The sequence below is a fragment of the Brucella pecoris genome (genome assembly GCF_006376675.1).
Lineage (GTDB): Bacteria > Pseudomonadota > Alphaproteobacteria > Rhizobiales > Rhizobiaceae > Brucella > Brucella pecoris.
The window spans coordinates 347,315-360,459 of sequence record NZ_VEWK01000002.1 but is presented as its reverse complement, the minus strand read 5'-3'; the positions used below and the strand labels follow the sequence as shown (position 1 = coordinate 360,459).

The window sequence follows — 13,145 nt, the reverse complement described above, 5'->3', positions numbered from 1 at the left end:
GTTGGGGGTGGGGAGGTTTTATGCCGAAAGCCAGCAATGCAGCCCTGATCCTGATTACAGGATGCGTCTTGATTGCATTGCTCTATTACGGCAGGGCAGTGTTCGCGCCGGTCGCGTTTGCGCTATTTATTATTATGCTCGTTTGGCCGGCGCAAAGTGCTCTTTCAACAATCATGTCACGCTATCTCGCATTGGCCGTCACGTTTCTTCTGGTGGTATTGCTTCTGCTCGGGTTCGGATGGTTGATCGCATGGACCGTCGGGCAGGTGGGGCGTCGCATATTGATCGACGCGGTTCGATATCAGCTCTTATATGAGCAGATTCAAATATGGCTTGATGCGCATGGCATAGCGACTTCAGTTCTTTGGTCTGAAAATTTCAGCGTGAGCTGGGCACTGCGGACACTTCAATCGATAGGTAGCCGCCTCAATAATACGTTCAGCTTCTGGCTCGTGGCGCTGGTCTATGTTCTGCTGGGCCTTGCGGAAACCGAGGAGTTTCGCTCGCGGATCAAGCAGTTGAAAAACGAGTCCGCCGCAAATAGGTTTCTTCAGGCTAGTCGGTCAGCAGCCGCAAAAATTCGGTTCTACATGCTGCTCAGGGGGGTGATGAGCCTTGCCACGGGTTCCCTTGTCTGGCTTCTGACCCGTCTGATTGGATTGCCGTTCTCCGAAACATGGGGATTTGTCGCGTTCATCCTGAACTTCATTCCTTTTCTTGGCCCCCTTGTCGCTACACTTTTCATTACCGCATTCGCGTTCACGCACCTCGCCGACTGGCAGTGGGTGCTTGCCCTCTTTGTCGGGTTGAACGTCATACAATCTGTCATCGGAAGTGTGATCGAGCCTCGGTTGACCGGTAAGACACTTTCCCTGTCGCCGTTTGCAACGCTCTTTTCCGTGTTCGCGTGGGGCTCGCTTTGGGGCGTCTTCGGAGCCTTTATCGGAGTGCCAATCACTATCGTTAGTTTGACTTTCTGCGCGCAATATTCCTCTACGAGCTGGTTCGCCGAAATATTCGGCTTTTCCCGTGAATAACGCTGAAAGTTCTTTGATCGAAGAACCAGTGACCGGGCTGCAAACCGGATAGCTTGACCTTTCAAGATGCGGCCTATGTAATATCGGATAAAGGCATAATCAAAATGGGAAGGATATTTCAATGAGGATGATCCTGTACAGCGTCTTGACGATGGCCGTAATTGGCGCCACCGCCAGCGGGTGCACGACAGATGAACGAAGAACAGCCGGCTATGGTGTTGGCGGCGCCGCGATTGGCGGGCTTGCCGGAGCTGCCATTGGAGGTGACACGCGTGGCGCGCTAACCGGCGCAGCTATCGGTGCAGCGGCAGGTACGCTGGTTGGCGTGGCTCAAACCCGTAACGGCGTTCAGTATTGCCGCTATCGCGATCAGCACGGCCGTGTTTATGAAGCGCGTTGTCGCTGAGGCACGTCGCCCACAAGTCTGAACCAGTTTTGAGATAAAGACATGCTGCTTCAGTATGTCTACACTCAATTTTTGCATTTGTTATTTGGAGCGCCTCTCGATCAACTTGTATCTGTGGGCGTTCCAAAAGCTTGTTTGGAACACATCCCGAAAAGTGTGAAACGGTTTTCGGGATGTGCGTCCAAACAAAAAATAATAGAGCGCAGATCTGATCCATTCAGATCGAAACGCGCTCTAACTGGCGTTTTTCCGACCGTTTTACCTTTATCTGGAGGCGTTCGCTTGTGACGCCAATCACGAAATTGGCGAACAGGTTCGGCTGGTGAGTTGTGGTTCTTTGTTACTTGGAGGGAAGCATGAAGCTACATTCGGTCGCCGCTATTCTCGCATTCACTGCCATCTTTACCATTGGAACTGTTGCCGAGACGGTTCCTGCTTTCAGTCAGAGCCATTCGGTTGTCGTTGGAACACGGATCAATAACGGTCACAGAATACGATGTGCCGAAGGTGCTCGACTGCTGAGAATGCGCGGTTTTCGTAATGTTCGCGCGTTGGATTGCCGTGGCAGCCATTTTCTTTACCGGGCTGATCGGTCCCGCAGAACCTATGATGTGACCGTGCGGGCCAGAGACGGAAGAATTACGAATGTTCGCACCGTAAGATGGCGCCGCTGATCTATGTGACAGCGTCATTTCGGGCTTAGAGGAAAGGAAAACAATAGTGTCGGAACTTGTTGTAATTGGATTTGATACCGTGGGAGAGGCGGATGCCGTTCTTCTGAAGCTCAACCAGCTTCAAAAGGAATATCTTGTCGATCTTGAGGATGCGGTGATTGTCGTGCGGGATGAACAGGGCAAGGTTCATCTCAAGCAGAAATACAATCTGCCAGCCGTGGGTGCCGGATCGGGGCTGCTTTCCGGAGCGATATGGGGCGGACTGGTGGGGCTTATTTTTCTCAACCCACTTGCCGGTATGGCTCTTGGCGGCGCAGTCGGTGCTGGTGCCGGAGCTTTGTCGGGCTCGCTAACCGATTATGGTATCGACGATAAGTTCATCGTGTCGCTTGGCGAGACGATCCCGGAAAATTCATCCGCCTTGTTCGTTCTTCTGCGCAAGATTCAATGGGACAGGGTTATGGCCGATTTCCCCGACCTGCGCGGCAGGGTCTTGAAAACGTCCTTGTCTGTCGAGCAGGAGCAGCGCCTCAAGAAAGCGCTCGAAGGAGCGTTGCCGACAACCTCATAGTATGGCGTTGCCAGAAAACTGTGCATGCGAAACCATCGCGACCAGGCTGCCGTGCTGCGTCGATTTTCGAGCGAGGATATGAGTTGAAGCAAGTTTTCATCCTCGCTTTTGTTCTGCTCATCGTAGCAGGATGCGCTGGTAACAGGGCTGTCACCGGTCTGGGAACAGATGTCGTCGACCGGGCGCATTCCAGAGCGGTGGTTCCGTTCACGGTTGCAACGGTGCGGGAGAGAGTAGGCGATCCGAGTATCGCTTATTCCCGCAACAGATCCGAAGTATTGAACTTCTCGACCATCGACGTGCATATTCCTGAAACGCACCGTCCGGGCACTGTTGAAACTGCATCGGTCAAGCCTGATCCCCGAAGGAATTTTATAGCCTCTAACTATGCCCCGTTGCCGGATCGACAGGCAATGATCGCAGAGCTGAACCGGCGTCTGGCAAGCCGCCCGGCGTCGCAGCGCGAAATCTTCATTTTCGTCCACGGCTACAACAACAACTTTGCCGAAGGACTGTTCCGCAACGCCCAGATTGTTCACGATTATGATGTCTCTTCGGTGCCGATCCATTTTTCATGGGCGTCTGCCGCGGCATTTACGCGATATCTCTATGATCGTGACAGCGCGATCATCGCACGCAGGGGACTGGCAGAAACACTTGAACTGGCGGCGCAGACCAATGCCAATGGCATTGTCATCGTTGGGCATTCGATGGGCGCGGTCGTCGTCATGGAAGCATTGAGAACTCTATCTGGAAATAAACGCCGCAATGTATTGCAACGTATCAAGGGCGTTCTGCTTGCAGCTCCTGATCTCGATCCTGACCTCTTCCGCAGCCAGATTGACGACATTGATTATCTGCCCAAACCTTTCACGATTGTCGTATCGCGGCGTGATCGGGCTCTCGATATTTCTCGCAGGCTGGCGGGCGGGGAGCCGCGGGTTGGCAGCGGCTTTGACATCGCTTTCCTGCAGAACAAGAATATTCAGGTTCTTGATATTTCCCAAGTCGATAGCGGTGGTCATACCCTGTTCGCAAGCTCAGATACGCTGATCAAGTTCCTGGGTTCAGGCTATCTGCTGCGCAGGCTTATTACTGACGAATATGCGGGCATGGACGACACTTTCATCGCTGCCGGTCAGGGTACATTTGAGCAGGCCTCCCTGGCTCTTCATCTGCCAGCGCGCGTGATCGATCGCTTGGGTGCTCGCTAGTGGATTGAATTTGACGTTTGAATCACGGCTGACACATATGCTGTTTCAAACGTCAAATTCGAAAAATCCACTAGATACATATACTTGCTAGTGGTCTTGTTGATTCCAACATTTGCTCAGCGCTTGAGCTGAGGGATGCAAATGTTGGAATCAGACCACTAGAGAACATCCTTTGCGAAGGGCTCCGGTCCGTCGATTGTCCGAGGAGTGAATGTTTTATCCTGGTTGATGATAAGCCGGACCACGCTTCTATAAGGCTCGTCGTTGAAGCAAGTTGATAGTGCATCAATCAAGTCTCTAATTGAACTTGTCGTTATTGATCTGTCGGGTTATTCTGCCGAAATATTACGATCTGCCTTGGTTTTATTGTTCGACATCGATAGCGTATCGAAATTTTCGGCAACTCAAAGGTGGCAATCATTGATGAGCACGGGTTGGCATGCCGAGCTTGAACTGCGGTTCGAGCATAATCGTGAAGCGACGCGGCTCATGCGGCGGCGTCACGTGGGGCCGCTTGCGGTCCAACAACCCTTCTATCCTGAGAAGGATGGCAGCGCTCATGTCTATCTTCTTCATCCGCCGGGCGGTGTCGCTGGCGACGATGTCCTTGATATTTCTTGTTTTTTAGGTCGCAGCGCCAGAGCCGTTCTCACAACGCCGGGCGCGACCAAATTCTATCGCAGTCAGCGGGGCCAAAGTACGCAGACGACAAGGATAGAAGTGGGTGAGGGCGGCGTATGCGAATATCTCCCGCAGGAAACAATCGTTTTTGACGGCGCCAGGGCCTCCATTAGCACCCATGTCTCCCTGAGCGGAGATGCGGTCTATCTGGGTTGGGACATTATTTGCCTTGGCCGGCCTGCCTGTCAGGAAAACTTCGACACGGGGGAAGTCCGCCAACGGATCGAAATATTCAGGGACGGAAAGCCGATCTGGTTTGAACAGTTTCGCCTTCATGGTGCTGATCCGGCGATGAATGCCGCCTTTGCGTTCCGCGCCAAACCGATTGTCGCGACGATGGTTTATGCCGGACCGGCGGACGAGAACGCGGTTCACCTTATTCGCGAAACGCTGGGTGAATCAGCCAGCAACCTGTTCTCTGTGTCGCGGCTCGAACGGGTGATTGTCTGTCGCTATCTCGGCGGGCGGATGTCTGAAGCCAAGACGCTGTTTCGCAAAGCCTGGGAAGTTCTGCGCGAAGCCGGACTAGGGAAACCGGCGGCCGCACCGCGCATCTGGGCAACATAATCGACTTTGGAGAGGGTCTACAAATGGAACTATTGCCACGTGAGAAGGACAAACTTCTGATTTTCACCGCAGCATTGGTGGCAGAGCGACGCAAGGCCCGGGGGCTGAAACTCAACTACCCGGAAGTTGTGGCCTATATCTCTGCCGAAATTCTGGAGGGAGCCCGGGACGGTAAGACTGTTGCGGAACTCATGTCCTACGGAGCGACCCTTCTCACGCGTGATGAAGTGATGGAGGGCGTGCCTGAGATGATCCACGACATCCAGGTGGAAGCCACGTTTCCGGACGGCACCAAACTGGTGACCGTCCACAATCCCATTCCGTAGGGCGTTTCCTGAATCATTGGAGACACACTGGGGAAACACTCTGGCTTTTTGTTTTGCGCGCATCTTGTTCCGAAAGCCGTTTCACACCTTTCGGGATGCGCTTCAGGAGACGATCATGATACCGGGTGAATATTTCATCGAAGACGGGTCGATCGACCTCAATAACGGTCGCGAAACCCGCACCATCGCCGTTGAGAACACGGGCGACAGGCCGATCCAGGTTGGGTCGCATTATCACTTCTATGAAACGAATGAGGCGCTTGTCTTCGATCGGGAAAAAACGCGTGGTTTCCGGCTCAATATTCCGGCCGGGACTGCGGTGCGTTTCGAGCCGGGGCAGGATCGCGAAGTCGAACTGGTTGCACTGGATGGTGACCGGGAAGTCTACGGCTTCAATGCAAAAATCAACGGGAAGCTTTAGGAGGGACAGATGGGGACGATTACGCGTCAGGCATATGCTGATCTTTATGGCCCGACAAAGGGTGACCGTCTGCGTCTGGCAGATACAGAGCTCATCATCGAGGTCGAGGAAGATCACTGCATCTACGGCGAGGAAGTAACCTTTGGCGGTGGCAAGGTCATCCGCGACGGGATGGGGCAGGGACAGCGTCCCTCTGCCGAAACAGCCGATCTGGTCATCACCAATGTCATCATTCTTGACTATTGGGGTATCATCAAAGCCGATGTCGGCATCAAGGATGGCCGTATCTCGGGGATCGGCAAGGCTGGTAATCCCGATATTCAGCCCGGCGTCAATATTGTCGTTGGACCTGCGACTGATGTAATCGCCGGTGAGGGCAAAATTCTCACTGCCGGCGGCATCGATACGCATATTCACTTCATTGCGCCTCAGCAGGCCGAAGAAGCTCTCGCCAGCGGCACAACAACTTTGGTCGGCGGCGGAACGGGACCAACGGTTGGCACGCTCGCAACCACGGTGACGCCGGGGCCATGGGCGATCCATCGTATGCTGGAGGCTGTGGAAGCGCTTCCGATCAATGTGGGATTGTTGGGCAAAGGCAATGCAAGCATGCCCGAACCCCTTCGTGAGCAGATCAGAGCTGGCGCTGTCGGTCTGAAGCTGCACGAGGACTGGGGTACCACACCAGCGGCCATCGACAATTGTCTGAACGTCGCCGACGAAGAAGATATTCAGGTGGCCATCCATACGGATACGCTGAACGAAAGCGGGTTCGTCAAAGATACATTCGCTGCCATGAAGGGCAGGACCATCCACAGTTTCCATACGGAAGGTGCTGGCGGCGGTCATGCGCCCGATATCATTACGGCGGCAGGCGAAGAAAATATCCTGCCGTCCTCAACCAATCCGACCCGTCCATACACCATCAACACAGTCGATGAACATCTCGATATGCTGATGGTCTGTCACCATCTCAGCCCGAAAATCCCCGAAGATGTGGCATTCGCGGAATCCCGTATCCGGCGCGAAACCATTGCCGCCGAAGACATTCTCCACGATCTCGGCGTGTTTTCGATGATGTCGTCGGATTCTCAGGCGATGGGCCGCATCGGTGAGACGACGCTACGCTGCTGGCAAACTGCCCATAAGATGAAGGTACAGCGCGGTCCGCTGAGCCAGGATAGCAGCCGGAACGACAATTTCCGCGCCAAGCGTTATGTTGCCAAATACACGATCAATCCCGCCATCACCCACGGGTTTGCCCATGAGATCGGCTCAATCGAAGTCGGAAAACGGGCCGATCTGGTGTTGTGGAAGCCGGAATTTTTCGGCGTGAAGCCGAGCCTCGTGATGATCGGCGGCATGATTGCGATTGCACCAATGGGCGACCCGAACGCTTCGATCTCGACGCCCCAGCCGGTTCATTACCGGCCAATGTATGGAGTATTGGGGCGGGCGCTTGGTTCCACTGGCGTCACCTTCGTTTCGAAAGCAGCACTGGATGACGGCATCGGCGAGAAGCTGAAACTCAGCAAGCAACTGGTTGCCGTGAAGGGCATCCGGACGATCCGCAAGAAGGACATGATCCATAACGGGCTTACACCCAAGCTGGAGGTCGATCCGCAGAGCTATCAGGTGCGGGTAGATGGCGAACTGATCACCTGCGAGCCGGCCGACATTCTGCCGATGGCACAGCGCTATTTTCTGTTCTAGTCAGGATTGCGAAAGAAGGGGAATAAATCCATGCAGCTCAATGCCTTGCAGGATCATCCTTCTCTGGGGTTTGTCGACTGGACGCTGCGCGGTATCGGGCAGGTGGTGTTCCAGAACAACCCTCTGTCGGGGCTGGTCATTTTGTTCGCCATTTTGGTCAATTCCTGGATTTATGCCGTCATCTGCGTGCTTGGCGTTGTCGCCAGCACGCTGACGGCAATCATCCTCAAGGCTGACAGGGGGCTTATCCGGGATGGTTTGTTCGGGTTCAATGGGGCCTTGGTCGCCCTTGCGCTGATCGCATTCACCAGTGCAGATTTTCGCAGCGGTGCCGTGCCGTCGCCGGCTATGACGGTCTATCTCATTTTCGGCGCAGCTTTTTCAACCATGGCCTTCGCCAGTATCGCTGCGCTTCTGGGGCCAAACAAGGTTGCGCCTTTGACAATGCCATTCGTGCTGGTCGGCTGGCTCTTTCTGTTCGCAATTCTCAAGTTCGACGCCATAGATGCCGGTCCGATGGCAAAACCGGTTTCGCCAGAACAGTTTTCCTATGCGGTCCCTTATGTTCTTCCGACCTGGTATATGGGGATCGGCACGGCCATCGGTCAGATATTCTTTCAGGATAACTGGATCACCGGTTACATCATCCTTGCCGGTATCGCGATCCATTCCCGGATAAGCGCACTGATGGGACTCCTGGGAGCGGTAACGGGGGCCGTGGTTGCCGCCGTATTCGGAGGTCCGGAAGGGGCCATTCGCGACGGACTGTTCGGTTATAACGCGGCATTAACTGCAATTGCCCTTGGCGGCTTCTTCCTTGTTTTTAGCTGGAGCAGTTTCCTTTACGCCATCTTTGGTGCCGTCGTGGCCACATGGCTATGGGCTTCGGTCGCCATATTCCTGAAACCGATTGGTATGCCGGTTCTGACCTCGACATTCGTGCTGGTCACCTGGGTCATGCTGATCGGACAATATGCTTTCAAGGCGCTGGTGCCCGTGGCTCCGGCCGAAGCGACGTCTGCGGAAGAAAATCTCAGGCGATATCAGGAAACGCTTCACTCACGACCGGAATAGTCGGCTGTATTGTGTCTCGTGCCAGGCGCTCGCCATGGCCATTGCGGGAGCGGTGTTGCCGATTTCGTCGTCATTCAGCGTACGAGCCTTTTCGACAGCCCGTTCAATCTTCGCTGCTCCGGCGATGAGTATCCTCTGTCCTGCCGTATGCCCGAGCGGGACGAGACGGATTGCTGCCATGATCTGACTTTCAACCACGCTCCACATGAGGCCGCGCAGTGCATCAACGGGCGCGACATCCCAGTTACGTGCTGCGATCGCAAAGGCTGCCGGATAGGTGGCACGTTGTTCCGATGCGAAGTTTCGTGCTCGCTCAACACCAAGCTCCGACAGCAATGTGAGCAAGGATTCGCCCATGCGGCGATCTTCCAGTTCGAGCTCACTACTTTCGCGACTTGCTGCAAGCCAGTCGTTCAGGCGGTAGAATTCAGCTTGATCGTTTCGCATCAGCGCCGAAATCATCCGCCAGAAAATTGCTCCGTCAAGTGCAGCGTAACTGTGTTCCAGAAGGCCGAGTACCCAATCGGCGCAGCTTTCCTCGTTTGTAACGATACTCGCGTGGACGGCCCATTCCAGTCCGCGCGAATAGGAAAATGCGCCAACGGGTTGGCTGGGGCTGACAAGCCGCATGAGATGCAACATGGGCAGTGCCGGAGATTGCATATGCAACTCCGGTTCCGACCCATTATTTTCAGTATCAGCCTGGGGATGTCTCGTTGAATGATCCAGCAAAATGATGCTCACATCACCCAGCCATGAGATAGAGACCGCTGAGGGCAGCAAAGCCACCAGCCATCCGCATCACGATTTGCCCGGTACGCCCCTTCAGCATATGGCCTGCGGCAAGGCCTACACCGATGCCAGCAGTGTGGAGCAATGCCGTCGCAAGCGCAAAACCGGCACCGTAGGAAAGAAACGCGGCGCTACCGATCTCACCACCATGAGCATAGCCATGGAAGAAGGCGAAGAAGCCGACGATAAGCGCGGCGGTCAGGGTCGATGCGTGGAACGCCATGGCGACGAAGAGGCCAAGCACAATCACGGATGCGAGGATGACCGGTTCGACATAGGGAAGTGACACCCCGCTGAGTGCTGCCACGAATCCGAGGAGCATCACGCCCACAAAGCTAACCGGAACGGCGACGAGCGCACGCCCGCCAAGCATCGACGCCCAAAGGCCAACAGCAACCATAGCAAGGATGTGGTCGGCACCAGACAGGGGATGGGAGAACCCTGCAGCAAACGAACCATGTTCTGCGGGGTTGAGATGCGCGAATGCAGGGCTTGCCATCACTGAAAACAGGGCGGCGGCAAGAATAAGTGTCCTTTTCATTTTCGCTTCCTTTCAACAATAATGGTTACACTCAGAAGGAGCCAAACATTGATCCCAGCACGAAAACCGCCACGAGCGATATGATCACACCGACGATTACGGTCATGACCATGTCAAAATAGCTCGATGCATGGGTCTGCTTGCTGATCTGGAGGAGTAGAAGCACCGTACCGTTGTGCGGCAGAGCATCCAGCGTTCCGGCACTAATGACTGTCAAACGGTGCATCAGTTCGGGATTGATCCCGTACTGGATCGCCAGCCGCATATATTCCTCGCCAAGCGCATTGAGCGCGATGGCCATGCCGCCGGATGCAGTTCCGGTGAGGGCTGCCAGCGCGTTCATGGCGACAACCAGCGAAACAAGCGGCCCGCCCGGCACTTCAAGCACCGCATCACGAACCACCGCAAAGGCAGGCATGGCGGCCACGACAGCACCAAAACCGACAAGGCTTGCTATGGTGAGGATCGGCAGGACCGAGGAGTTTGCCCCGGCGTCGAGGCTTTCTCGAATTGCCCGCAGTCGCCCGAAATTCACCGCTATCAATGTCAGAATGGCCGTCGCCAGCGCAATGAGAACCGCCCACAAGCCAATGGATGAGCCGACATCGATCCCCCAGGGCTCCTGTTCCAGAAACGAGAAATCGATACGGGGCAGGATGATGAGCGCCATCAGGAAGTTGACGACGATGACGACAAGCAGAGGCAGAACGGCAAAGAAGAACGGCGGCTGATTTTCGGCGCGTGCGCCGTGTTCGAATTCGGCCGGATCGAAGTCGCCCGATAGCGTGGATTGTTCTCTGACTTTCTCAGTAATCTCGAGATCGTCAGTATCGTCCACATAGTTTTCTCCGGCAGCACGCGCCTTGGCTTCGGCCCGCTGCAGCCACCACATGCCGAAAGCCAGCGTAATGATGGATGCGATGATCCCCAGTCCCGGCGCTGCAAAGGTGGTGGTTTCGAAATAGGGCATCGGAATGGCATTGTTCGTTGAGGGTGTGCCCGGCATTGCAGACATAGTGAAGGTGAAGGCACCGAGCCCGATCGCAGCCGGCATCAGTCGCGCAGGTATGTTGGCCGCCTTGAACATCTCACGTGCCATCGGCACAAGAACGAAGAAGGCAACAAATACGCTGACCCCACCATAGGTGACGACTGCCGATGCCAACACGACGGAAAGCATTGTGCGTTTTACGCCCAGTCTCTCGGTCAGGTATCGCGCAATAGCGGTGATGGAACCACTGTCATCCATCAACTTGCCAAAAATGCCACCGAGTAGAAAAAGTGGAAACCATCGGGCGACGAAACTTGCCGTTCCGCCCATGAAAGTTGATGTCCAGTTTGCCAGAAGAGGCTCGCCGGAAATAAGCGCAGCGAGCAATGCGGCGACAGGAGAAAGCAGAAGCACACTCCAGCCGCGATAGGCAAACCACATGAGCAGAGCTAGTCCGAGCAGTATTCCAAGCAACCCCATGCTATCTGACCCCTCAGTCGATGTTGGAAAGAATGCGTCCGGAATTTGTCGATGAAACTACTTTAGATGAAACATTTCAAGCACTATAATAAAATATGACGTCGTTTAGATGAGAAGACTTCCTAAGTCCCAGAAAGGGTGTCTATACTGCAATCTGTTCAATTCAGCGGTTTGACCTGTCGTTATCCTTATGTAACGCGGGGTAAAAATCCACTCGGCTTTTTCATCATTTTGTTATCCCGGCAATTGTTTTCTGGGCCGTTTGATAAGTAAAAAGGACCAGCATGCCGGAGATCGTTGCAATGCAATCCATCATGGTCAATCTCGGCCTGGCTCTTCTGCTTGGTTCCACAATCGGTCTTGAACGTCAGATAAAACAACGTCATTCCGGCCTTGCTACGCATGGCCTTGTGGCGCTGGGTGCCGCAGCTTACGCTTCGCTGCCCCACGCTCTTGGCCTTGAAGGCGATCTTAGAATGGGCTCGCAGGTCGTTACGGGGATAGGTTTTCTCGGCGCCGGGCTGATTATCAAAGATGGCGCGAGTATAAAGGGACTGAGTACCGCTGCCACAGTCTGGAGTACTGGAGCGGTAGGCGTCCTGACTGGTTACGGATTGTGGATTCTCGCTGTTGAAACGGCGTTTTTCATAGTCTGTCTGAACATTTCCCTACCAAGAATTGCGGTGCTTGTGAACCGTTACTCCTTTGTCGAACCCGAAACCGAGCAGTTCTATCTCGTGAAGTTCCGATGTCTTGCGGAAAGCGAAATTTCTGTGAGAGCGGTGCTGATCCAGACGCTCGATTTGAAGAAACTCCGCTTCCAGGCGATCCGAAGCCATCACATAGAAGGAAGCGACGAAGTCGAGATCGAGGCGACGCTCTTCGCCGGCAAGGAAGATGATCGAATGGTCGAAGGGTTGGTGGCGCAACTGAGTCTGCGCTCTGGGATCACTTCTACGAGTTGGTTGAAACTTGAAGATGGTGATTGGTCGATAGCCCACTAATTTTATAGCCTGCAGGCTGTACTATTATATCGAAACATGCTCATCTTGCTTAATCGCAGTAACGCAGCCCTTTTAACATTGAAGGGTCCACAATGGACGTTCAGCAACTGCAGCGACTGGAACGCAAGACTGTCGAAGAGAGGAAATGGAAAGGTTTTCTCGGGCTCGGCGTTTTTCTGATAGCGGGCGGAGTACTCTGCCTGTTCTTGCCGGTATTCTCAGAGTTTGCAGCCAGCACGATGTTTGGCCTTGTGCTCGTGGCTATTGGGGTCGTCAAGATAATTCAGTCGCTTTGGGTCAAGAGTTGGGCAGGCTTCGTCTGGCAGGAATTATCCGGGGCCGTGGAGCTTGTTGGCGGGATCATGATCTATCTGAACCCGTTGAAAGGTGCGCTCGCCATCACTCTATTGATTGCCATCGTGGTGTTTGTCCATGGTTTTCTTCAGCTCGCGCTGTCCTGGAAAATCAGACCGGCAAGCGGCTGGTGGTGGTTTACTCTTTCCGGCCTGATCGCCTGGACCGCCAGCTTGGCTCTGGTGTTGAAATGGCCCCTTTTTACCTATGACTTGCCATCAGGATCAATCGCAGGAATCGCGCTGCTGATCGCTGGTGTCGCCTATATCGGAATAGCCCTGAGTACCCGAAATGCGTGA

At 54.4% G+C, this 13,145-nt stretch carries 14 protein-coding genes; 11 read left to right on the top strand and 3 right to left on the bottom strand.

The window, feature by feature from the left end; genetic code table 11:
- Positions 1-20 precede the first annotated feature (20 nt).
- The 9 genes from FIB18_RS05060 to FIB18_RS05005 all read left to right on the top strand — a co-directional run bounded on the left by FIB18_RS05060 (position 21) and on the right by FIB18_RS05005 (position 8,684).
- Positions 21-1,037, top strand: a complete 1,017-nt coding sequence (locus tag FIB18_RS05060; protein ID WP_140019713.1) for an AI-2E family transporter — start codon at positions 21-23, stop codon at positions 1,035-1,037.
- A 121-nt stretch (positions 1,038-1,158) separates the two neighbouring features.
- Positions 1,159-1,443, top strand: a complete 285-nt coding sequence (locus tag FIB18_RS05055) for a glycine zipper 2TM domain-containing protein (protein ID WP_140019712.1) — start codon at positions 1,159-1,161, stop codon at positions 1,441-1,443.
- A gap of 720 nt (positions 1,444-2,163) precedes the next feature.
- Entirely contained in the window at positions 2,164-2,688 is a 525-nt protein-coding gene (locus tag FIB18_RS05040; protein WP_140019709.1) for a DUF1269 domain-containing protein, read from the top strand.
- An 83-nt stretch (positions 2,689-2,771) separates the two neighbouring features.
- Positions 2,772-3,902, top strand: coding sequence for an alpha/beta hydrolase (locus FIB18_RS05035; protein WP_168436526.1), 1,131 nt, complete (start codon positions 2,772-2,774; stop codon positions 3,900-3,902).
- 423 nt (positions 3,903-4,325) lie between these two features.
- Positions 4,326-5,150 (top strand): urease accessory protein UreD, encoded by an 825-nt coding sequence (locus FIB18_RS05025; protein WP_140019944.1) that lies wholly within the window; start codon positions 4,326-4,328, stop codon positions 5,148-5,150.
- Positions 5,151-5,173: 23 nt separating this feature from the next.
- The gene (gene ureA, locus FIB18_RS05020; protein ID WP_021584970.1) at positions 5,174-5,476 is read left to right on the top strand and encodes an urease subunit gamma; all 303 of its coding nucleotides are present in this window, start codon (positions 5,174-5,176) and stop codon (positions 5,474-5,476) included.
- A gap of 115 nt (positions 5,477-5,591) precedes the next feature.
- Positions 5,592-5,897 (top strand): urease subunit beta, encoded by a 306-nt coding sequence (locus FIB18_RS05015; protein ID WP_105541606.1) that lies wholly within the window; start codon positions 5,592-5,594, stop codon positions 5,895-5,897.
- A 9-nt stretch (positions 5,898-5,906) separates the two neighbouring features.
- Complete coding sequence (gene ureC / locus FIB18_RS05010) at positions 5,907-7,610, top strand: urease subunit alpha (protein ID WP_140019707.1); 1,704 nt, start codon at positions 5,907-5,909, stop codon at positions 7,608-7,610.
- 30 nt (positions 7,611-7,640) lie between these two features.
- A complete protein-coding gene (locus FIB18_RS05005) occupies positions 7,641-8,684 on the top strand; it encodes an urea transporter (RefSeq protein ID WP_140019706.1) in 1,044 nt (347 codons plus the stop codon).
- Here FIB18_RS05005 and FIB18_RS05000 read toward each other — a convergent pair.
- The 3 genes from FIB18_RS05000 to FIB18_RS04990 form a co-directional block, all read right to left on the bottom strand.
- The gene (locus FIB18_RS05000) at positions 8,670-9,347 is read right to left on the bottom strand and encodes an urease accessory protein UreF (RefSeq protein WP_210296024.1); all 678 of its coding nucleotides are present in this window, start codon (positions 9,345-9,347) and stop codon (positions 8,670-8,672) included. The genes FIB18_RS05005 and FIB18_RS05000 overlap by 15 nt on opposite strands.
- 82 nt (positions 9,348-9,429) lie before the next feature.
- Complete coding sequence (locus tag FIB18_RS04995) at positions 9,430-10,017, bottom strand: HupE/UreJ family protein (RefSeq protein ID WP_140019704.1); 588 nt, start codon at positions 10,015-10,017, stop codon at positions 9,430-9,432.
- Between the two features lie 31 nt (positions 10,018-10,048).
- Entirely contained in the window at positions 10,049-11,488 is a 1,440-nt protein-coding gene (locus FIB18_RS04990; protein WP_140019703.1) for a GntP family permease, read from the bottom strand.
- A 284-nt stretch (positions 11,489-11,772) separates the two neighbouring features.
- Here FIB18_RS04990 and FIB18_RS04985 point away from each other — a divergent pair, with 284 nt between their 5' ends.
- Both FIB18_RS04985 and FIB18_RS04980 read left to right on the top strand, forming a co-directional pair.
- The gene (locus FIB18_RS04985; protein WP_140019702.1) at positions 11,773-12,492 is read left to right on the top strand and encodes an MgtC/SapB family protein; all 720 of its coding nucleotides are present in this window, start codon (positions 11,773-11,775) and stop codon (positions 12,490-12,492) included.
- A 92-nt stretch (positions 12,493-12,584) separates the two neighbouring features.
- A complete protein-coding gene (locus tag FIB18_RS04980; protein ID WP_140019701.1) occupies positions 12,585-13,145 on the top strand; it encodes an HdeD family acid-resistance protein in 561 nt (186 codons plus the stop codon).